This is a genomic window from Clostridium septicum, assembly GCF_003606265.1.
Lineage (GTDB): Bacteria > Bacillota > Clostridia > Clostridiales > Clostridiaceae > Clostridium > Clostridium septicum.
Genome location: NZ_CP023671.1, coordinates 2,965,883 through 2,988,059 on the forward strand (window position 1 = coordinate 2,965,883; position 22,177 = coordinate 2,988,059).

The 22,177-nt window shown below is 26.0% G+C and carries 19 protein-coding genes; 12 read left to right on the top strand and 7 right to left on the bottom strand.

Going from position 1 to position 22,177, the window contains the following annotated elements; translation table 11 throughout:
- The first annotated feature begins 35 nt into the window (after positions 1-35).
- From CP523_RS13700 to CP523_RS13710, 3 genes are all read left to right on the top strand, one after another.
- Positions 36-1,052, top strand: a complete 1,017-nt coding sequence (locus tag CP523_RS13700) for a YeiH family protein (RefSeq protein ID WP_066677179.1) — start codon at positions 36-38, stop codon at positions 1,050-1,052.
- Positions 1,053-1,309: 257 nt separating this feature from the next.
- Positions 1,310-2,518, top strand: a complete 1,209-nt coding sequence (locus CP523_RS13705; protein WP_066677177.1) for an NADP-dependent isocitrate dehydrogenase — start codon at positions 1,310-1,312, stop codon at positions 2,516-2,518.
- A 76-nt stretch (positions 2,519-2,594) separates the two neighbouring features.
- The gene (locus CP523_RS13710; protein ID WP_066677175.1) at positions 2,595-2,756 is read left to right on the top strand and encodes a small, acid-soluble spore protein, alpha/beta type; all 162 of its coding nucleotides are present in this window, start codon (positions 2,595-2,597) and stop codon (positions 2,754-2,756) included.
- Between the two features lie 25 nt (positions 2,757-2,781).
- Here CP523_RS13710 and CP523_RS13715 read toward each other — a convergent pair whose 3' ends face one another.
- Positions 2,782-3,684 carry an NAD-dependent epimerase/dehydratase family protein gene (locus CP523_RS13715; RefSeq protein ID WP_066677174.1) on the bottom strand — a complete coding sequence of 301 codons (903 nt, stop codon included), beginning with the start codon at positions 3,682-3,684 and terminating at the stop codon, positions 2,782-2,784.
- Between the two features lie 112 nt (positions 3,685-3,796).
- Positions 3,797-5,029, bottom strand: a complete 1,233-nt coding sequence (locus CP523_RS13720; protein ID WP_120140962.1) for an aminopeptidase — start codon at positions 5,027-5,029, stop codon at positions 3,797-3,799.
- 166 nt (positions 5,030-5,195) lie between these two features.
- Between CP523_RS13720 and glsA the strand changes: the two genes are divergently transcribed.
- From glsA to CP523_RS13740, 4 genes are all read left to right on the top strand, one after another.
- A complete protein-coding gene (gene glsA, locus CP523_RS13725; RefSeq protein WP_066677169.1) occupies positions 5,196-6,113 on the top strand; it encodes a glutaminase A in 918 nt (305 codons plus the stop codon).
- Between the two features lie 163 nt (positions 6,114-6,276).
- On the top strand, positions 6,277-8,883 hold the full coding sequence (gene polA, locus CP523_RS13730; protein WP_066677167.1) for a DNA polymerase I: 2,607 nt from the start codon (positions 6,277-6,279) through the stop codon (positions 8,881-8,883).
- A gap of 15 nt (positions 8,884-8,898) precedes the next feature.
- Positions 8,899-9,498, top strand: a complete 600-nt coding sequence (gene coaE / locus CP523_RS13735) for a dephospho-CoA kinase (RefSeq protein ID WP_066677164.1) — start codon at positions 8,899-8,901, stop codon at positions 9,496-9,498.
- A gap of 14 nt (positions 9,499-9,512) precedes the next feature.
- Positions 9,513-10,058, top strand: coding sequence for a lytic transglycosylase domain-containing protein (locus CP523_RS13740; protein ID WP_066677162.1), 546 nt, complete (start codon positions 9,513-9,515; stop codon positions 10,056-10,058).
- Between the two features lie 133 nt (positions 10,059-10,191).
- On the opposite strand, the gene CP523_RS13745 is transcribed toward CP523_RS13740, so the two are convergent.
- The 3 genes from CP523_RS13745 to CP523_RS13755 all read right to left on the bottom strand — a co-directional run bounded on the left by CP523_RS13745 (position 10,192) and on the right by CP523_RS13755 (position 13,181).
- Positions 10,192-11,052 (bottom strand): 50S ribosomal protein L11 methyltransferase, encoded by an 861-nt coding sequence (locus CP523_RS13745; RefSeq protein WP_066677160.1) that lies wholly within the window; start codon positions 11,050-11,052, stop codon positions 10,192-10,194.
- Positions 11,053-11,133: 81 nt separating this feature from the next.
- The gene (locus tag CP523_RS13750; RefSeq protein ID WP_066677159.1) at positions 11,134-11,790 is read right to left on the bottom strand and encodes a flavin reductase family protein; all 657 of its coding nucleotides are present in this window, start codon (positions 11,788-11,790) and stop codon (positions 11,134-11,136) included.
- 110 nt (positions 11,791-11,900) lie between these two features.
- Positions 11,901-13,181, bottom strand: coding sequence for a D-alanyl-D-alanine carboxypeptidase family protein (locus CP523_RS13755; protein ID WP_066677158.1), 1,281 nt, complete (start codon positions 13,179-13,181; stop codon positions 11,901-11,903).
- Between the two features lie 154 nt (positions 13,182-13,335).
- Between CP523_RS13755 and CP523_RS13760 the strand changes: the two genes are divergently transcribed.
- The gene (locus tag CP523_RS13760) at positions 13,336-14,103 is read left to right on the top strand and encodes a polysaccharide deacetylase family protein (protein WP_227909519.1); all 768 of its coding nucleotides are present in this window, start codon (positions 13,336-13,338) and stop codon (positions 14,101-14,103) included.
- A 121-nt stretch (positions 14,104-14,224) separates the two neighbouring features.
- Here CP523_RS13760 and CP523_RS13765 read toward each other — a convergent pair whose 3' ends face one another.
- Complete coding sequence (locus tag CP523_RS13765; RefSeq protein WP_066677157.1) at positions 14,225-14,950, bottom strand: type 1 glutamine amidotransferase; 726 nt, start codon at positions 14,948-14,950, stop codon at positions 14,225-14,227.
- Between the two features lie 14 nt (positions 14,951-14,964).
- Positions 14,965-16,323 (bottom strand): Mur ligase family protein, encoded by a 1,359-nt coding sequence (locus CP523_RS13770; protein WP_066677197.1) that lies wholly within the window; start codon positions 16,321-16,323, stop codon positions 14,965-14,967.
- Between the two features lie 203 nt (positions 16,324-16,526).
- Between CP523_RS13770 and CP523_RS13775 the strand changes: the two genes are divergently transcribed.
- From CP523_RS13775 to CP523_RS13790, 4 genes are all read left to right on the top strand, one after another.
- On the top strand, positions 16,527-17,450 hold the full coding sequence (locus CP523_RS13775; protein WP_066677155.1) for an alpha/beta hydrolase: 924 nt from the start codon (positions 16,527-16,529) through the stop codon (positions 17,448-17,450).
- Between the two features lie 142 nt (positions 17,451-17,592).
- On the top strand, positions 17,593-19,527 hold the full coding sequence (locus tag CP523_RS13780) for a sensor histidine kinase (RefSeq protein WP_120140963.1): 1,935 nt from the start codon (positions 17,593-17,595) through the stop codon (positions 19,525-19,527).
- Positions 19,517-21,505, top strand: a complete 1,989-nt coding sequence (locus tag CP523_RS13785; RefSeq protein ID WP_066677151.1) for a sensor histidine kinase — start codon at positions 19,517-19,519, stop codon at positions 21,503-21,505. Before CP523_RS13780 ends, CP523_RS13785 begins: the two co-directional genes overlap by 11 nt.
- 137 nt (positions 21,506-21,642) lie before the next feature.
- Positions 21,643-22,140, top strand: a complete 498-nt coding sequence (locus tag CP523_RS13790; RefSeq protein ID WP_227909611.1) for a TspO/MBR family protein — start codon at positions 21,643-21,645, stop codon at positions 22,138-22,140.
- Positions 22,141-22,177 lie beyond the last annotated feature (37 nt).

Consider the following 22,177-nt stretch of genomic DNA (forward strand, 5'->3'; position numbering starts at 1 on the left):
TATTTGTGCAATAAGTATGATGTAGAGGTGAAAAGATGATAGAAAAAATTAAGAGAATAATTCCAGGATTAATTATATGTTTAGTTGTAGGAATAGTTGCAGAAATACTTGGAAGTCATTTTACGACTATTGGTGCGGCTAGTTTCGCAATATTTATAGGTATAGTATTAGGAAATACTATTTTTCATAATAAAAAATATGATAGTGGTACTAAGTTTGCAGAAAAGGATCTTTTGAATTATTCTATTGTGCTTATGGGAGCAAATTTAAACTTAGCTGAAATCCTACAATTAGGATTTGGAGGTTTAATTTTTATAGTAATACAAATGACTCTAACTATGACGGTTACATATTGGATAGGAAGAAAATTAAAATTTAACAGAAAATATTGCTTATTAATGTCTTCAGGAAATTCAGTTTGTGGTTCGTCTGCTATTGGAGCTACAGCGCCTGTTATAAATGCTAATGATTCAGATAAAGTAATATCTATAACTATAGTAAATGTAATAGGTACTATTTTAATGATTATACTTCCATTAATAACAGCAGTTCTATATAATAATTCAACTCTTGAAACGTCAGCAATGATGGGAGGAATACTACAATCAGTAGGACAGGTTATAGGATCAGCTAAATTTGTAAGTGATGATGTAGTTAAGTTGGCAACAGTATTTAAAATAATAAGAATTATATTAATTGTAGCTGTAGTTTTAATATATGAAAGAATAGAATTTCCAGAGGATAAAGAAATACATAAAAATAAAGAAGTTAGTAAAGTTAAAAAGAAAGGTAAAATTAATATACCTTGGTTTATAACAGGATTTTTCTTAGTTTGTATTCTTAATACATTAGGAGTAGTTCCAGAATTTATTTCAAAATCTTTTAAATGGATAAGTGGTAATTTTGAGATAATAGCGCTAGCAGGTATTGGTATGAGAGTTAAGGTTAAAGATTTAGTAAAAGAAGGACCGAGAGCTATGCTATATGGGTTACTTGTTGGAGGATGCCAAATTATTTTTGCAATAACTTTAATAAAGTTTCTTTTTAAATAAAATGAAGCTTAAAAAAAATAACTTGCATAAAACAGATGAGTTTAATGAAAAATTCATCTGTTTTTTATTATTTATATTAGATATTATAAGGGATTAAGAAATTTATATTATAATTAATAATGAAAGAAGTTTATATAAAAAATTCAAAAAACAAAGAAAATTATGGGTTTTAAATTGATAATAAATGTAAGCTAAGTTATAATTATATTAATATTTTTAATATTGCAAATATAATTAATTTTAAAGGGGGCAAATTAATGAGTAAAATTAAAATGATTACTCCATTAGTAGAAATGGATGGAGATGAAATGACTAGAGTTCTATGGGATATGATAAAAGAGGAGCTTTTAAATCCTTTTATAGATTTAAAAACGGAATACTATGATTTGGGGCTAGAATATAGGAATAAAACTAATGACAAAGTTACAATTGATGCTGCAAATGCAATTAGAAAATATGGAGTAGGTGTAAAATGTGCTACAATAACTCCTAATTCAGAAAGAGTAAAAGAATATAATCTAAAAGAAATGTGGAAAAGTCCAAATGGAACAATAAGAGCAATTTTAGACGGAACTGTTTTTAGAACTCCAATTATTATAGATTCAATAAAACCTTATGTGAGAACATGGAAAAAACCTATTACTATAGCTAGACATGCTTACGGAGATATATATAAAGATGTAGAAATGAGGATAGAAGGAAAAGGAAAGGTTGAATTAGTATTAACTAGGGAAAATGGGCAAGAAGAAAGAAATTTAATTCATGATTTCAAGAAAAATGGAGTTGTTCTTGGTATGCACAATATAAATGATTCTATAGAAAGTTTTGCAAGAAGTTGTTTTAATTTCGCATTAGATTCTAAGCAGGATTTATGGTTTGCAGCAAAAGATACTATTTCTAAAAAATATGATCATACTTTTAAAGATATTTTTGAGGAGATTTATAATAATGAATATAAATTAGCTTTTGAAGAATGTGGAATAGAGTATTTTTATACATTAATAGATGATGCTATTGCTAGAGTTATAAAATCAGAAGGTGGTTTTATATGGGCTTGTAAAAACTATGATGGTGATGTAATGAGTGATATGATAGCAACAGCTTTTGGATCTTTAGCTATGATGACTTCAGTACTAGTTTCAAAGGATGGAATTTATGAATATGAGGCAGCTCACGGAACAGTCCAAAGACATTATTATAAACATATTAAGGGTGAAGAAACTTCTACGAATTCTATAGCAACTATATTTGCATGGTCAGGAGCACTAAGAAAAAGAGGAGAGTTAGATGAATTAGATGAGTTGGTAAACTTTGCAAATAAGTTAGAGGAAGCGTCATTAAAGACAATAAATAATGGTATTATGACTAAGGATTTAGATCTTTTATCTGAAATAGAAAATAAGAAAATTGTAAATTCTTATGAATTTATTAAAGCAATAAAAAGTAAATTAGAAGCTTTAATTTAAAAATTTTCCTTTATAATATTAGAATAAAAACTTTCTATAAGCAAAAAATATATTTGTGTATAGGAGGTGTTTTTATATGGCACATAAGAACAATAAAAATTCAAAAGCTAACAAAAAATCAAATCAAAAAACTAAAGCAGAATTAAGGAAAATGCAATCAGAAACCGCTGATGAAGTAGGATATTCAAAGGAATCAAGAAAGCTAGGTAAAAATAAACCAAGAAGTGAAGATAATTAGATAGTAATATAAAAAACAAATGGATTTATCCTAATCCATTTGTTTTTTTATTTTTTAAATCTGAATTAAATGTTAATTTTAAACCTTGATCTAAATAAATAACAGGAAGATGAAATCCATTTTCTCTTAAATCAGTTATATTCAAATTAAGATCAACGTTTTTAAATGGAAAGTCTCTTAGTAGTGGTGAATTAATATCAACCTCTTTTATAGTAGGTTTAATTTTTAATATATTCCCACATGTTTCTACTAGTTCTCTCCAAGATATCTGATTAGGGCTCGTTACATTATAAGCTCTGTTTAAGTTATCATTATAAAGTGCACATTCACAAATTTTCACTAAATCATCTATATGGATAAATTGAATTTTAACATCATTATTTGGAATGTAAATAATCTCATTATTCATAATTTTATCAAAAAAATAATTTTCTCTATAAAGGTTATTACCTTTACCATAAATATAGCTAGTTCTAAAAATTATAGCTTTAACACTATTGTTGTTAATTAAGTCATTTATATATTCTTCTGCATTTAGTTTATTTAAACCATATTCTCCTAAAATAGAATTTTCACCTTTTGGAGAATTTTCAAAGGTGATTTCTTTAGATGGAATATAAACTGCTGCTGAAGAGAAAAATATATATTTTTTTAATGATTTAGAATCTAAGCAATTAAAAAGAATTTCAATATCATCCTTATTATAAGCAGATATATCAAAAACAATATCATAGTGTTTATTTTTTAAAACCTTACGTAGGTCTTCTTCTGATCTTCTATTACATATTATATGGGTTCTATAACCCATATAATTTAGAGTTATATTTTCAGATGTTAGTAGATCTACTTCATGCCCTTTATTTATAAGATGCTTAACAAGAGCGTCACATACAAATAATGTATCACCTAAAACTAAAATATTGAACATTTTTTCCTCCTGATGTTTTATTTTAAATTTAATCTATAATATAAATTATAGACATAACACCATTAAGAATATACATTTTAGTTTTAGGTAATTTAATTTATTATTAAAAAAGTTAAAAGGCCCAGTTTCCATTTGCAAATATTTCAAATGAATCTTTATCTTCTGTAATACCTGTAATTTCTAAATCATTTGTACCAATCATGAAATCAACGTGTATTATAGAAGTGTTAACTCCATGATTTTCAAATTCTTCTTTAGACATATCAGTTCCTTTTTCTATACAAATAGGATATGCTTTTCCAAATGCCAAATGACAAGCTGCATTTTCATCAAATAAAGTGTTATAGAAAATTATATTAGAGTTTGAAATAGGAGAATCATAAGGAACTAAAGCTACCTCACCTAAATATTTTGATCCTTCGTCACTATCTAATAACTCTTTTAATACTTCATAGCCTTCCTTTGCAGAAAAGTCAATAACTTTACCATCTTTAAATGTAAGAGAAAATTCATCTATTAAGTTTCCACTATAACTTAGAGGTTTAGAAGAAAATACTGTTCCATTTACACCATCTTTTTTAGGTAAAGTAAAGACTTCTTCAGTTGGCATATTTGCATTAAATTCTATGCCATTAGAACAGTATTCAGAACCACCAAGCCAAATATGACCTTCTGGTAATTCTATAGTTAAATTAGTACCTTTATTATTCTTAAAATGAAGCTTTTTAAATTTCTTTTCATTTAAGTAAGTTAATTTTTCTCTAAGATTTTTATTATGTTCCTCCCAAGCTTTAATAGGATTTTCAGTATCTAATCTAACAACTTTAAAAATTACTTCCCAAAGTTTTTCAACCGCTTTTTCTTTTGAAAGATTTGGGAATATTTTTATTGCCCAAGCCTCTGTTGGAATAGATACTACAGTCCAACGAATTTTATTAGCCATAGAGTATTCATAGTATTCAGATAAAGCCAATTGTCTAGATTTTTGCATAGCTGAGATTTTCTCTACAGGAATGCCTTTATATGCATCAGGATCAGATGCTGATATTGAAATAACACATGCACCATTTCTTGCATAGTAATTATAAGACTCTCCAAGCCACTCAGGAGTATTAGAAAGAGTTTCTATAGAGGAATTTTCAAGCTTAATTCTTTGTAATTTCTGGTCGTTGTAGTGAACTACTACCTCTTTAGCTCCTACATTATAAGCAGCTTTTGCTATTTCTCTTGCAAAATTATCACACTCAATTGGAGAATTTATTATAACAGTTTGGTTTTCTTGAGTATTTACTCCTTTTTTTACAGCTAATTCAGCATATTTTTTTAACATTTTTTCCATTTCCATATTGAAGCACCTCACAATATTTATAATATAACTTATATTTTCCCACAATTTTAAAAAGCAGTCTAGTAATTTAATAACTATATTGCCCCTTGTATATACTTTAATTTATTAATATAATAGAAATACTTGAATTTAGAAGTTTAAAGACACAAGATGAGGTGATTATATGTTTAATTTATTAAATACATTAGTTGAGAAAAATAGAGTTTATGGAGCAGAAGGAAAACTTGCATCATATATACCAGCGTTATTAAAAGCTAATCCTAATGATTTAGGTGTGTGTGTTGTAGATTTACATGGGAATGAGTACTCTGCTGGAGAGTGTGATACTAAATTTACAATCCAAAGTATTTCTAAAGTAGTAACATTAATATTAGCATTAAGAGATAACGGAAGAAAAAACGTTTTTAAGAAAGTTAATGTAGAACCAACTGGAATGGGATTTAATTCTATTGTGAATTTAGAAGTTACTCAAAGTGATAGACCTTATAATCCAATGATAAATGCAGGTGCTATAGTTACAACATCTTTAATAGGTGGGGAAACTGAAGAAGAGAAGCTTAATAAGATAATAGATTTTTTAAAAAGAGCAACTAATAATGATGACATTACAGTAAACGAAGAAGTTTATATATCAGAAAAGGAAACTGGTGATAGAAATAGGTCCCTTGCATATTTTATGAAAAGTAATGGAATATTAACAGGCAATGTTGAGGAAATTTTAGATCTTTATTTTAAACAATGTTCAATAGAAATAACAGCAAGAGATTTAGCTAGATTTGGTGCAGTTTTAGCTAATGAGGGGGTAACTCCATGGGGGGATGAAAGGCTAATGTCTAGGGAAGTATGTAGAATAGTTAAAACTATAATGGTTACATGTGGAATGTATGATGCATCAGGTGAATTTGCAGTTCATGTTGGAATACCAGCTAAATCAGGCGTTGGCGGAGGTACTTTAGCTACGGTACCTAGAAGATATGGAATAGGTATATTTGGACCGTCTTTAGATTCAAAAGGAAATAGTATAGCTGGTCTGAAAGTTATAAAAGACTTATCAGATGAATTAGACCTAAGCATTTTTTAGTATATGTATTATGAATTAATTATAAGTAATTTGGGGAAGTTTATAAATAATAATTAAAATTTACAATCTAATATAATGACATAATGATTTTATAGTTAAAAAATAGTATAATTTATAGTAAATAAAACTCTAAGGATTTTTAATCCTTAATGTGGAGGAGAAAATGGAAAGATTACTTATTTTAGATTCGAACTCTCTTTTAAATAGAGCGTTTTATGCAATACCTACTCTTACAACAAGTGATGGAACACATACTAACGCAGTATATGGTTTTACAAACATGTTGTTTAAGATGAAAGAAGAAATTAAACCAGATTATATTGTTGCAGCTTTTGATAAAAAAGGACCAACATTTAGGCATAAAGAATTTGATGAATATAAAGCTGGTAGAAAAAAAATGCCACCAGAGCTTGCTGAGCAATTTCCTTTAATAAAAGAATTATTAAGTCTTTTAGCTATAAATATTTATGAAATAGATGGATTTGAAGCTGATGATATAATAGGGTCTTTGGCAAAGTATGCAGAGAAGAATGGTATTGAAGTTTTTATAGTTACAGGAGATAGAGATGCACTTCAATTAGCTTCAGACAATATTAATATTGTTATAACTAAAAAAGGTGTTACTGAAACAGCTATATATAATGAAGAAACTTTTATAAATGAGTTTGGGGTTACACCAACACAATTTATAGATGTAAAGGGTCTTATGGGAGATAAGTCGGATAATATACCAGGAGTTCCTGGAGTAGGAGAGAAGACGGCTTATAAATTAATTCAAACCTATGGTTCTGTAGAAGAGGTTCTTAAGAATATAGATAGTATTAGTGGTAAAAAATTAAAGGAAAATTTAGAGGGCTTTAGTGAGCAAGCTATATTTAGTAAAAAATTAGCAACTATAATGACTGAGGTTCCAATAGATTTCGATTTAGATGATATAAAAAGCAAAGAAGCTTATGATGTAGATAAGCTAAAAAAACTTCTACTAAGGCTTCAAATGAAGTCTATTATTAATAAATTACCAAGTAGTGAAGAAAATGAAAAGGAAGTAGAAGTTAATATTACAGAAATAAATACATTAGAAGAGTTTAAAAACTCTTTAGAATTATTAAATGATAAAAATTTTATTACTTATGAAGTAATAAATTCTTCTAAGTATTCAGAAATTAAGTTAAACTTATTAAATATATATGATGAAAAAAATACATTTGTTATAAATATAGCCGCTATTAATAATGAGAACTCAGAAGAAACTATAAAGCTATTAAAATCTTTTATGGAAGATGAAAAGAAAATAAAAGTAATTCATGATTCTAAAGCATTAATTACTATATTAAATAAGAATAATATAGAGATAAAATCATTTGAATTTGATACTGCAATTGCAGCTTACTTAATAGATTCTTCTAAAGGAAAATATGATGTTATAACTTTAATAAATGATTATTTAGGAGAAGATATTAAAGGTGAAGGGAATATTTTAAATGGAAAATTAGTAATTAAACTTAAAGAAATCTATCATATATTAAATGACAAAATAGAAGTAGATGGAATGAGTGAGCTTTATTATAAAGTTGAGCATCCATTAATTTATGTTCTGTCTTCAATGGAGTCTTTGGGGTTTAATGTAAATAAATCAAAGTTAGATGAGTTGGCGGGGATTTTTAAAGAGGAGATTACAAGAACTGAGAAAGAAATTTTTCAGTTAGCAGAAGAAGAATTTAATATAAATTCTCCAAAACAACTTGGTAAAATATTATTTGAGAAATTAGATTTACCAGTTATTAAAAAGACTAAAACAGGATATTCAACTAATGCTGAAGTTCTGGAAAAACTTCAAGATAAGCATAGTATAATTCCTAAGATTACTTACTATAGACAAATAACTAAATTAAATTCAACCTATGTTGAAGGATTAAAGAACGTAATTGATGAAGATGGTCATATTCATTCGAATTTTAATCAAACTGTTACTACTACAGGTAGACTATCAAGTACAGAACCTAACTTACAGAACATACCTATAAAACAAGAAATGGGTAGAGAAATAAGGAAAGTATTTATACCAATGGAATGTAAAGATATATTGCTTTCTTGTGATTACTCACAAATAGAGCTTAGAGTTCTTGCACATATGGCTGGTGATGAAGACATGATTGATGCATTTAAACATCATAGCGATATACATACAAAGACAGCTTCAGAAGTTTTTAAGGTACCCGTAGAAGAAGTTACATCTTTAATGAGAAGTAGTGCAAAAGCAGTAAACTTTGGTATTGTTTATGGAATAAGTGATTTTAGTCTTTCACAAGATTTAAAAATAACTAAAAAGGAAGCAGCAGAATATATGGAGATATATTTTGATAGGTATCCTAAAATTAAAGGCTATTTAGAAGGTACAAAGGAAGAGGCTAAGAAAAATGGCTTTGTATTAACAATTTTAAATAGAAGGAGGTTTATACCAGAAATTAAATCTTCAAATAAAATTGTTAAAGCTTTAGGTGAAAGATTAGCGATGAATGCACCTATACAAGGAAGTGCCGCAGATATTATAAAATTAGCAATGGTTAATGTTTATAATAAATTAGAAGAAAAAAATTTAAAAAGTAAAATGATACTACAAGTTCATGATGAACTTATATTAAATGTTAAAGAAAATGAACTTGAGGAAGTTAAATCTATTGTAAAAGAAGAAATGGAAAATGTGTTAGAAATGTCAGTACCATTAGAGGTTGACATTAATATAGGTAAAACATGGTATGAGGCTAAATAAGGGGGCTTAATTTTGATGATTAAGGTAGGGTTAACAGGAGGAATTGGATCAGGAAAGAGTACAGTTTCCAAAATGTTAATAGAAAAGGGATTTCCAATAATTGATGCAGATGTTATATCTCAAGATGTTCTTAAAAAATATCCAGAGATATTAGAAAAGGTTAAAATTGAATTTGGATCTGGCTTTTTTGATTGGAGAGGAGAATTTAGAAGAAGGGAATTTGGTAACCATATTTTTAGATTTCCAAAGCAAAGAAAAAAGTATGAAGAAATAATTATTCCATATATAAAAAAAGAAATATTAGAAGCATTAAATGAGCATGAGAAAAAGGGAAGTAAAATTGTAATACTTGATGCACCTACTCTAATTGAAAATAATCTTCAAAATAACATGGATTTTGTTATTTTAGTTTGGGTAGATGGTAATACTCAAATACAAAGAATAAAAAATAGAGATAAATTAGGTAGGGAAGAAGCAATTAATAGAATAAACGCTCAAATGTCTTTAGAAAAGAAAAAAGAATTTGCTAGTATAATATTAGATAATAATGGAGATCTATTAAATACTAAAAATCAAGTTGAAGGATTAGTAGAATTTTTCAAAGAAATTTGTTAGTTGGGAGAAAGTATATGAAGTTTAAGCGTATTATAATATTCCTTCTTACAATAGTTATAATATATATTGCGGTAATTTTTTCAATGAAGCAGTATATATTTCCTTATAAATATACTGAATATGTAGATAAATATAGCAAGGAATATGATTTAGATCCATTATTAGTAATGGCTGTTATAAAAGCTGAAAGCGATTTTGATGAGAAAGCTGTATCTAATAGAGGTGCCAAAGGGTTAATGCAGGTAATGGATAATACTGGAGAATGGGCATGTAAGGAAATTGGTATAAATTATTTTATGCCAAGTATGCTTATGGATCCTGAATTTAATATAAGAATTGGCTGTTGGTATTTAAATAATTTAAGAAATGAATTTGGAGACTTAGATTTAATTATAGCAGCTTATAATGGTGGAAGTGGGAATGTAAATAAATGGTTAAATGATGATGAGTATTCAAAAGACGGTGAGACATTAACATATATACCATTTAAAGAAACAAAGAAATATGTTGATAAAGTAAAGATTAACTATAGTGTTTATAAGTACTTATATAAGAAATAAATTAACTGTATTAGCTATAAGCTTGCATAATAGGCATTACAAAAAATATTTAAATAGACATTTCATAAATTTTAATTTATGAAATGTCTATTATTTTATAATAATTTATCTATATTTTTTTATATAATATCTATTAGTTAAAAACTGCAGTAACCCATTCGTTAGTTTGATACTTTTCCTTTAGATTAAAACCATAACTTTCAATAGCCTGTCTTACTTCATCAAAACTCCATTCAACTAGTCCTGAAACTAGTATATTACCGTTAACAGCTAAATGTTCTTTTATAAAGTCCATGAACAGTTTAGTTTCTTCTCCACCTATATTTATATAAATCCATTGGAATTTATCATTTATTTTAATTTCTCCTGATAAAACATCTCCAATAAGAATATTTACATTATAAAGACCGTTAAGAGATGCATTTAATTCTACTTCATCTGTAACATCTCGTATATCAAGTGCAGTTACTGATGAAGCCCCTATAATAGAAGAGGCTATAGATAATATTCCAGAACCTGTACCTATATCTAAAATATTTTTATCTTGTAAGTCAAGTTTTGTAAGAATTAGGTTTAAAAGATCTTTTGTTGTTTCATGCATTCCTGTTCCAAATGCACCTTGAGATATAAAATTAATTTTATTTTTATTATTTATATTTTCATCTGGAGATGCTAAAACCCATTCATCATTAATTTCAATTATAGGAAAATCATAATTTGTATAATCATAGTTTACTTCTTCAATACTTTCAAGTTTAGTTTCTAATAAAGATGTTACTAGATTTTTAAATTCTTCAAAATCTTTTTCATTCTCATCAAAAGCCACTTTAAGTTTGATAGGTTCATCAGTTTTTTCTAAGTAACCATATCCATAGTTATCTTTTGTTATTTCTAGGGGAGCATCATAAAAAACGTTAAAAATATCATTAATTTGTAAAAGTTCAATTTTTGAATCTAAATCACTATTAAGTATAGTATAAGTTAGAATCTTCATAGCATTACCTCTTCTCTAAATTTTAATTAAAGTATAAATTATGTAAAGTTTAAAGTCAACACAATATTTGTAATAAAATGGTTAAATATGTTTAGTTTTCTTGGTAGCATATTTTTTCTTATTACTAATATTAGAGGACTTTCTTTTATTATTTTTAGTATTAGAAACATTTTTCTTTTTGGCTACAGAAAAACCAAAACTTCCTATTGAATTTTGCGGTAATTTAAAATATTCACCATGACAGTAAGAAATTAAATCACCTTTTTCAAAGTGAATCTTTCCTTTTTCATCAATAAGGGAATCGTTTATATGAGAAGCTAAAACTTCTGCAATAAACATATCATGAGTTCCTAACTTAATGATTTGAATTACTTTACATTCGATTGTAATAGGGCATTCATCTATATAAGCAACGTTAACATTAGTTCCTTCTTTCATAGTAAATCCCATTTCTTTTATTTTATCAATTTTTTTACCAGGTTTAACACCACAAAAATCAACAGCTTTTACCATTTTAGCAGAAGGTATGTTAACTATAAATTCCATTGTATCTTTTATATATTCATAAGATAATCTTTCAGGTCTTATAGATATAGAAAGCATTGGGGGTTTTGTACATACAGTTCCAGTCCAACCTACAGTAAATACATTATCTTTACCTTCTAAACTTCTAGAAGTTATTAATACTACAGGTACAGGGTTTAGTACTACGCTACCTTTAAAATCAATTTTTTTCATAAATTAACTCCTTATCTTATATAATTACTTTAGAATTATATCATATTTAAAATTTTTTTGTTAGGAATAATATATAATTGCAGTTAAAAAAAGTGCCTTAAGGCACTTTTTTAATATCGTCTTCTTCTATAACGTCTTTTTCTCATACTGATAATTCTAATAATAACTAAAACTAATATTATTATTATAGCTATTATTAAAATAAATGCTAAATAGAAAGGTAAATTAGATTTTAATAATTCTCCAGCAGAAACATCAACAGTTCCTTTTACTTCTTCGGTATGAGAAAGAGTAGAGAATGTTAAAGAGACTTCTTTACCTCCTGTTAATTTCCATGCATTTTTATCTTCACTTAAAAATTCGATTTTAGAATTTTTATCATTAAAATCATTTTTGTAGTACATAACATCTTGAGTTAATTTTACAGGAGCAGTTATAGTTTTCTTTGGACCGAAGAATCTAAATACTTTATATTCTAAATCAACAGTTGAAACTTCATCTCCAGCTTTTTTGTAAATTTGTTTTTCAGCGCCATAACCATAATCTGCTATTTTTTCTGTATCTTTAAATACAGATGTTCCATCAGCACCGTATTCTGCACCTAAAACAACAGTAATTAATTTTCTACCATCTCTTTCATAGAATCCTACAAAACAGTGTCCAGCTTGAGTTTCTGTACCAGTCTTACCACCTATATTTCCGTTTTTACCTAAATTTTTATTTCTACTTTCTAAGATAAATGTAGAGCCGGTAATATCTATTCTAGCAGGTGGATTTTGAACATCCATAGTATTTCTTACCCATTCGTTTTTAAATGCTTCTTTAGCAATTATAGCTAAGTCATATGGTGTAGCATAATTATAATCAGTAGGACTTTCTTCTATTCCATTTGGGTTGATAAAGTGTGAATTCTTTAAACCTAACTTTGCAACTCTATCATTCATTAGTTTAGCAAAGTTTTCTACACTTCCAGCAACTGATTCTGCTATCATGTAGGCAGCATCATTGGCAGAGAATATAAGAAGAGATTCCATTGCATCTTCACCTGTTAGAGTATCCCCTATATTCATTCTCTTATAGTTTACATTAAGAGCAGCATCAGGTTGTTTTGAAGCAGCTTCTGTAAAAGGAATTTTATCTTCTTTTGTCTTATTTTCAGCAAATAATAAAGCTGTTAATAATTTAGTAGTACTGGCTAATGAATGTTTTTCATCAGCGTTTTTTGAATAAATTATTTCGTTAGTATCCATATCCATTACTATAGCAGCTTCACCAGTTACCTCTGGGTTAGAAATGTTTGTTTCTTCTGCCTTAACTCTACCAGCTAAAGGTGCCAATAAAGATATGGAAAGAGCTAGTGCTAATGATCTAAATACGTTTTTTCTTTTCAAAATAAATCTCCCCATCTCTATTAATATTTAAACTTTTCACTTGTATAAGTATAACACTTACGTTACATAATAACAACAATATACTATTAAAATATGGGTTAAATTACTATCATATTAATTATAGTAGTTGGACAAAATATATACTGTTAAGGAGGTGTTCAAAATTAATAGGTACAAAAAAAAATTTGGAATTATAGGCATTTTTTTTATTATTTTTACCATTACTATTTTTAATTATATCCCTGTTTATACAATTCATTCAGAAAATCAAAAGAAAGTAGTGTATTTGACCTTTGATGATGGGCCAACGCCTAATGTAACTAAAGAAATTTTAAATATTCTAAATAGAAATAGTATAAAGGGAAGCTTTTTTATTGTAGGCAGTAATGCTAGAGAAAATAAGGAAATATTAAAAAGATTACATGAAGATGATATGTGTATAATGCCACATGCAGATTTACATGAATATGATGAGATATTTAAAAGTGTAGATGATTATTTTAAAGATTTAAATAATTGCCAGAAAACTATTTCTTCTATTATAGGTAAGGAGAATTTTAAATTTATAAGAATACCTGGTGGATCAGATAATTCTAATGGCAGTCCAGAAGTAATACAGGAAGTAAAAAATAAAATAAAAAGTGAAAATAGATACTATATAGATTGGACAGTTGATTCAGGAGATACTGAAGAACAAAGTGTTTCAGTAAATTTTATCTCTTCTAGAATAAGAGAGTATGGGGGATTGTATCCGGTAGAAGTAGTATTGATGCATGATATTGGTGGAAAAGAAACTACAATAGCATCTCTTCAGTACGTTATAGATTTTTATAAAGAAAGAGGATATGAATTTAATAGTTTAGATAATATAGAGGATAGCCAAGTGGAGTATCTAAAGAAAATAAAAGTTATAAATAAATAAGCTATTAACATAAAGTTATAACTGAAATAATAAATTATTAATATATAGTTAGTAATTAAGAAGGTATATAAAAAGATATAGGATTATACTAAATTAACTATATATCCTATATCTTATAATTTTATTTAGAGTCAAGCCTATTTATCATTACCTCTTTAGCTTTCAATTCTAATGAATCATCAAGAGGTTCAAGATTAATTTCACCATACTTATTTTCTAAAGCTAATTTTAAAAATTTATCTGCAAGTTCTGGATTTTTGGAAAGTAATGATCCGTGAAAATAAGTACAGAAAGTATTTTTATAGATACATCCTTCTAAACCATCTTCACCATTATTTCCATATCCATGTTTACATTTACCAAGTGGTTTCAAATTGTTAATATATGTTTTACCAGAATGGTTTTCAAAACCAACATAAGTTTCATTAAAATCTTCATTATATATAACAGTATTTCCAATAAAACGAGTATCTCCACTTTCAGTATATATATCTAATATGCCTAAACCATTTATTTTTTCACCATTTGGGGCTCTATAATAATTTCCAAGTAATTGATAGCCGCCACAAATAGCAAGAGTAACTTTACCAGATTCTACGAATTTTTTTATAGAATCTTTTTTATTTGTATTAAGATCTTCAGATACTATTGATTGTTCGTAATCTTGACCTCCACCGAAAAATAGAAAATCTATATTTTCATGGTCAAAGTCATCATTTAATGAAGTATTTATAATATTAACCTTTATTCCTCTAGCTTCAGCTCTATGTTTAAGAATCAGTATGTTTCCAACATCTCCATAAACATTAAGCAAATCTGGATAAAGATGACAAATGTTTAATTCCATACTCCTAATCTCCTTTACCAAAGTTTATCAATGTAACCTTTTGAATGTAGGTACTTTCTAAAATTTATCATTGCAGTATAAGTTGCTAGTACATAAATTTTATTATTGCTACCTGTTTTAATTTTTTCTGTTAGATTTTCAAAAGTTTCTTCTAATATAAATTTATTAGGATCTAGACCGGCTATTTTAAGTCTAACGGCCATATCATAACAACGCATACCTGATATAAAGACTTCATCTATATTTAATGTATGAAGTTTTTCAAAATCAACATCCCATATCCAAGAGACATCTCTACCATCAGCATAATTATCATTTAATAAAAATGCTGTACTAAATGAATCTTTATTTAAACATATAGTATCTAATGCTTGATTATAACCAGCTGGGTTTTTAACTAATATTATTTTTATATCTTTACCATCTATATTCAATATTTCTTGTCTACCAAAACTTGAACTTTGATTTTCTAAGGATTTTTTTATAGTGTCATCATCAATTCCAAGTTCTTTCGTAATAGCATAAGCACATAGTGCATTGTAGATGTTATAAACACCAGATTGACTTACAGTAATAGGTAAGTTATTAAATTTTATAGTTGAACTTTCAGCTGTTAAATCTATAATTTCATTTACAGCATACTTAATTTCAGATCTTTTATATCCACAGCCTGTACAGTAAAAATCACCTAAGTGATTATATGTAATATGATTATACTCATAAGGAGATTTGCAAAATTTACAGAATTTCGCGTCTGCATTAACATCTATTTCTTTATTTTCACTAATTGCTGCATTAAAGCCATAGAAAACAGTTTTATTTTTTATATCTAGTTTTCCAAGTAATGATTCATCTCCATTTAAAATAAGAGTTGAATTTGGAACAAGTTTAACGCCATCTAGTATCTTAGTAAGCGTAGTATAAACTTCACCATATCTATCAAGCTGATCTCTAAATAGGTTAGTAACAGTAATTATTTCTGGAGTTATATATTCTGTTATATATTTAAGATTTGCTTCATCCACTTCTATAATAGCGTAGCTATCTGTAGTTTTATTGAAAAACTTATAGTTATCTATGAATGTAGTAACAATACCAGGAAATAAATTTGCTCCTGTATTATTAGTTATTACTTTATAACCACTTTCTTTTACAATATTATAAATCATGCTAGTTGTAGTTGTTTTACCATTTGTACCAGTAACTAGAATGACTTTATATCCTTTAGAAACTTTAGATAATATATTCTTATCTAATTTTAGAGCTACTTTACCAGGAAATGTAGTTCCTCCTTTTAGTATTGTTTTTGTTAGAAAAATTGTAATTTTTGAAGCTATAATGCTTAATACTGACTTAATACTAATTGTCTTCACCACCTTATAATACTTATCAAATATTATTTACAAAAATATTTAGATTTAATCATTTAGTTAAATTATATTTAAACTATCAATAGTATATCATAAACTTTCTTTGTTACCAATTAATATATAGCAAGTTTTATTATATAAATTGACATAATAAAATATATATATAATAATATATAAAATAAAAACTTTTAATGGGGTGCATTTATATGGAGAATTTTATCTTTAGGGATAAAGAAGGATTAGATATAAATTATTATAAGTGGAGTCCTGATGTGGATGAAGTCAAAGGAATTATACAAATAGCTCATGGTATGACAGAAACAGCATTAAGATATGATTATTTTGCTAAAAAGTTAACTAAAGAAGGATATATAGTTTATGCACATGATCATAGGGGGCATGGAGATACTGCTAAATCTAAAGAAAATTTAGGATATGTTGCTGATGATGAAGGCTTTTATTGGATGGTAAATGATATTAAAGAATTAAATGATATTATAAAAAAAGAAAATCCAAATAAAAAGGTTGTGTTATTTGGACATAGTATGGGATCTTTTTTAAGTCAAAGATATTTTCAACTATATGGAGATAAAATAGATGGATTAATACTTTCAGGCAGTAATGGAAGACCTAAGAATATAACTAAGTTAGGTATATTAGTTGCAAAATTAGAAATGACTATTAAAGGAAGGAAAGCTAAAAGCAGATTGATGGATAAGCTATCTTTTGGAGACTTTAATAATAATTTTAAGCCAAATAGATCTAATTATGATTGGTTATGTTCAGTTGAGGAAGAAGTAGATAAATATATACAAGATGAAAAGTGTGGTTTTATATGTTCAACCTCGTTTTATTATGATTTAATTAGAGGTTTATGGGATATACATAAAGAGGAAAATTTAAATGGAGTCCCTAAGAATAAGCCAGTATATATTTTTTCAGGAGATAAAGATCCAGTTGGGTATTTTGGAGTTGGAGTAAAAAATCTTTATGAAACTTTAAAAAGAAATGGTGTAAGTGATATAGAATATAAATTATATGAAAATGGAAGACATGAAATGTTAAACGAGAAAAATAAAGATGAAGTTATATTAGATATTATAGATTGGATAAAATGCAAGATTATATAAGGTAAATTTTAAAACAGAAATTACTTTCCACTTAGGGTAATTTCTGTTTTATTTTACATAATATAATAAAATATCATTAATTTATAAAGTTACATTCACTTATTATAAAAAATAATGTAAAATATGTAATGAGGTGAAGAAATTGGAGGACAATAATTTCGCTAATGAGATATTTTGCAATGATAAAGTTTTTTATGTAGAGAATAAATTTTTTTGTAAAAATTTAATTAGATTTATGATTATGAATTTAGCAATTATGATTCTTTTTACTAAAAAGAATATTATGGGATTTATGATATTAGAATTGATATCTTTAGTGTTTAGTATGGTGGCTCTAATGTTTGTTATACATAGTGGATACTTTAGCAAAAAAAAGTTGTATAAGGTTTTGGAAATACACTTAGGTTTAATCTGTTTTATATATATAATTAGATTATTTCCAAGTACTTATTTAGGTGGAATGAATTATCCTCCTAATAGCATGCAAGTTATATGGGATAATAATTTCAATTTTATATTATTGTATTACTTAATTTCAAAATATAGAAAGGAAAGTTCAAACTCTGTATATTTTGAATATGCATTTTGGATTATAGCTAAAATAGCTTGTAATATAATAAATAATAATTTATTAGGAAATTTGTTTATAGATACTACTTACTTAGCTTTAGAATTAATGTTATTAGTAGCTGCTATGTTTAATATGAAGAAAGAAAAAATAATTAATAATAATAAAGTAAATGTTTTTATGATTAATTTACTACTGTCTTTGACAGTAACTATAGTAGCAATATTTTTAAAAGATGCATATATTGTAGATTTAAGTGTAGCAAAATTTATTATATATGAAGCATGTATGTTGTCATTAATGTTTAATTTAGTAGAGAGTACTTATAATTTTATATTTAGAAATACTTATGAGGAAAATAGAAAACTTGAGTTGGTTAACAATAGAATAAAAGTTAGAAATATCGAAATGGAGCGTTCTCAAGAGTTAATGATTGAAAGAGAAAGAATGTATAGAAACTTTTTAGAAGTTATTCCTAAGCCTATAGTTGAGATTAGCATGCATAATGAAAGGATTCTTTATTGTAATAAAAGCTTTTTACATTTAATCAATGAGAAAAATATAAGAAATATTATAAATAAAAAAGTAGATTCTATAATTGATCATAATATATATTTTAATGATATTTTACATTTAGATGAGAATAAAGGATATTTAGGTTCTACAAAAGGAAAAGAAGTTAAAAATCTAGAAATAAGATTGCTTAAAGTAAGTGAAGAAAATGAGAGAATTATGATAAGTTTGGAGGATATTACTGAGAATATAGAGATGGAAAGAATGAAAAAGGAAGTGGAGGAAAATAAATTAAAAGATATATTAAAGAAGAATTTTTTATCTCATATATCTCATGATCTTAAAACTCCTATTAATGTCATTTATTCAGCAACTCAAATAGCCGATATATTAGTGAACAACAATGATGTAAATAACCTTAAAAAGTATAATGAAATAAGTAGTAAAAACTGTGTAACATTAATACAACTTACTAATAATCTAATAGATATTAGTAAAATAAATATAGAATGTTTACATCCTAAATTAGAAGTAAGAAATATTGTAGAGGATATTGAAGAAAAAGTTATTTCATTAGCTGAGTATATTAAAGGTAAAAAAATAAACTTAATTTTTGACACATCAGAAGAAGAGATTTATGTAAATAGCGATAGAGAATTTATGGAGAGAATAATTTTAAATCTTATTTTAAATTCAGTTAAGTTTACAAGACCTGATGGATATATATTTATAGATATAAAAGCTGATTATGAAAAGGTGTATATAGAAGTTAGGGATACTGGAAAGGGAATGAGTAAAGAATTTGTAAATCAAGCTTTTGACAAATATTCGATGGAAAATATAAATACAAGAATGGAAGATGGATCAGGAGTTGGATTATTTGTGGTTTATAATTTAGTAAAAAAACAAAATGGTAGTATAAAAATAGAAAGTGAAATAGGAAAGGGTAGTATATTTACTATTGAATTTTCAAGGGTAAAAGTAAATGGATTTTAATAGTTTAGGTGAGAAAGATATTATAATAGAAAAGAGCTTATTAGCTAGATTTTTTTATACATGTATAGTACTTTTAATAGTTTTCTTTAATGATTTATATAGGTTTAATTTTGCTATAAAGGTTTTGTGTATAGTAATATCAATACTTATGTTTTTAATGTCTAATGTAAAACGAAGTAGAAAAGATTTAGGTTTTATAAAATATATAGGAATTGGCTTTATTTATATAGGAATATTAATTATGGGACAGTTAGTATGCCTAACATATTTCAATGATAGTATTCTTTTTTATTTAATTAGTTTGGTGTTAAATACTTTTAAAAGTATTTTATTAATAATTGCCCTTATATTAAATGAAAAAGAGGTATCATTAGTAAAAAGTAATATTATATTTTTTCTTACTATTATTTTTTTATTTATAATTTTAAAATATCCTTTAATTAATATAGATTTTTTTTACAATAATATTGGCATTATATTAATTAATTTTTTTATGTTTATAGTTAATGGATTATTCATTAAAAAATCTAACAATATAAAGTGTAGTAGAGAAAAAAGGTTATTTTTAATTTGGATAATTATAATAATTATTAATAATATTCTTGAATTTTCTAAGGGAAATAACTCTGTAATATTAAGTTATATTATCTCTATAATTAGTGTTAACTCCTTTATAATAATGTATAAACTAGTTGAAAGAAATTTATTAAGCAATGCTTATAAACAAGCATTTTTAGGGTTAAGAGATTTACAAAAAAGTAATACAGAGTTAAACGATAGTTTAATGAGGAGAGAAAGGTTATTAAAGGATACTAAAAAGCAAATAGCTAAAAGTGAAAAAAGATACGAAGAGATGATAGAATCAATTTCAGAAGGAATACTTATTTTTAATAATGAACATTTAAGTTATATAAATAATGATGGATTAGATTGTATTTTTTGTAAACTAAGTGGTGAATTTATAAATGAAGATATTAATTATATTTTAGAAGTATTAGTAGAACAAAAATTTACAAGAAATGAAATAGATAAAGGATTTATAAAAGTAGTTAAAATAAATGATAAAAGTAATAATGAAAGAGTTTTAGAAATAACATTAATTAATATGGATTGCTCAAATAAGATTCTTTTAATTAAAGATATTACTCATTTGGATGAGCATAGAGTTTTTATGAAGAACATCAGAAAATATATTTCAACTGAGAAAGTAAAAGATGAATTCTATTCTAATATATCACATGAACTTAGAACACCAATAAATGTTATTTCATCAGCATTACAATTAAATAAAGTTAATATAAGTAATGGGGAGTTAGAAAAATTACAAAGAAATAATAAAGTTGTTAAACAAAATTGCTTGAGACTTATACGTACCATAAATAATTTTATAGATACTAATAAGCTTACTGAAGGATATTTAGAATCCAATAAAAAAGTTTATAATATAGTTAATATAATAGAAAATGTTGTACTTGCTAGCAATAAATATATGCTTTTAAAGAAGAATATACTTATTTTTGATTCAGAGGAAGAAGATATATATGTTTATTGCGATAGAAATCAAATTGAGAGAATTATGTTGAATATTTTATCTAATTCTTTAAAGCATGGAGAAATAGAAGGAAAAATACAAGTTAATATAAGGTGTTTAGAAGATAATGTTGAAATTATAGTAGAGAATGATGCTAAAGCAATTCCAGAAGATAAAAGAAGAGTTATTTTTGATAAATTTACTAAAATAGATAATTCTTTAGCTAGGCCTTCAGAAGGAAGTGGATTAGGATTATTTTTAACTAAGAAACTTGTGGAATTAAATAACGGAAAAATATATTTAGAAACAAAGGGTGACATTGGAAATATGTTTATAATAACATTTCCTTACTCTGAAAATGAAAATGAAGTATATTCAAATACAATCTATGAAATAAATGAGTTAGATGAAAAAGTAGACATAGAGTTTTCAGATATATACTTCTAGTTTCATAATTTTATTAAATAATGCATATATAATAAAGAAATATTATTTTGAGGTGCATTATGAGAGGAAAGGAAAAAAAGATTAAGGATAATAGAAAAAAAGTTAAAAAAATTAATAAAAGAAAATCAAATCATAATATTAATATATTTAAGGTTAACGGAGAGTTTAAGGTTATTCCTTTACTAATGAATATATTAATACCTGTATTAGGTGGAGTAATAATTGGATATTTGAACAAAAATACAATGAATACATATGAAATGTTGAAAAAACCTATATTCACACCACCTAATAATGTATTTCCAATTGTTTGGACCATATTATATTTACTAATGGGAGTTGCGGCTTATAGAGTTTATATGAGAAATAAACAAGGAGCTGATGATAAAGGAGCTTATTTCTTTTATTTAGTTCAGCTTATGTTTAATTTTATGTGGAGTTTTATTTTCTTTACATTTAGATTATATGGAATAGCGTTTATATGGCTTGTAGTCTTATTTATATTAGTACTTATAACTTTTATAAAATTTATAAGAGTTGATAAAATAGCAGCAATATTATTAATTCCTTACATGATATGGCTTATGTTTGCTGGGATTTTAAACTTTTTTATTTGGATGTTTAATGAAATGTAATTAATTATATAAGTATAATGAAATAGGTCCTATTATG

What these genes read in the sequence shown, in the direction of transcription:
- CP523_RS13745 (WP_066677160.1), bottom strand. Translation starts at nt 11,052, where the DNA reads ATGAAGATTCTAACTTATACTATACTTAATAGTGATTTAGATTCAAAA.
- polA (WP_066677167.1), top strand. Translation starts at nt 6,277, where the DNA reads ATGGAAAGATTACTTATTTTAGATTCGAACTCTCTTTTAAATAGAGCG.
- CP523_RS13740 (WP_066677162.1), top strand. Translation starts at nt 9,513, where the DNA reads ATGAAGTTTAAGCGTATTATAATATTCCTTCTTACAATAGTTATAATA.
- CP523_RS13715 (WP_066677174.1), bottom strand. Translation starts at nt 3,684, where the DNA reads ATGTTCAATATTTTAGTTTTAGGTGATACATTATTTGTATGTGACGCT.
- coaE (WP_066677164.1), top strand. Translation starts at nt 8,899, where the DNA reads ATGATTAAGGTAGGGTTAACAGGAGGAATTGGATCAGGAAAGAGTACA.
- CP523_RS13710 (WP_066677175.1), top strand. Translation starts at nt 2,595, where the DNA reads ATGGCACATAAGAACAATAAAAATTCAAAAGCTAACAAAAAATCAAAT.
- CP523_RS13705 (WP_066677177.1), top strand. Translation starts at nt 1,310, where the DNA reads ATGAGTAAAATTAAAATGATTACTCCATTAGTAGAAATGGATGGAGAT.
- CP523_RS13775 (WP_066677155.1), top strand. Translation starts at nt 16,527, where the DNA reads ATGGAGAATTTTATCTTTAGGGATAAAGAAGGATTAGATATAAATTAT.
- CP523_RS13750 (WP_066677159.1), bottom strand. Translation starts at nt 11,790, where the DNA reads ATGAAAAAAATTGATTTTAAAGGTAGCGTAGTACTAAACCCTGTACCT.
- CP523_RS13720 (WP_120140962.1), bottom strand. Translation starts at nt 5,029, where the DNA reads ATGGAAATGGAAAAAATGTTAAAAAAATATGCTGAATTAGCTGTAAAA.
- CP523_RS13700 (WP_066677179.1), top strand. Translation starts at nt 36, where the DNA reads ATGATAGAAAAAATTAAGAGAATAATTCCAGGATTAATTATATGTTTA.
- CP523_RS13785 (WP_066677151.1), top strand. Translation starts at nt 19,517, where the DNA reads ATGGATTTTAATAGTTTAGGTGAGAAAGATATTATAATAGAAAAGAGC.
- CP523_RS13765 (WP_066677157.1), bottom strand. Translation starts at nt 14,950, where the DNA reads ATGGAATTAAACATTTGTCATCTTTATCCAGATTTGCTTAATGTTTAT.
- glsA (WP_066677169.1), top strand. Translation starts at nt 5,196, where the DNA reads ATGTTTAATTTATTAAATACATTAGTTGAGAAAAATAGAGTTTATGGA.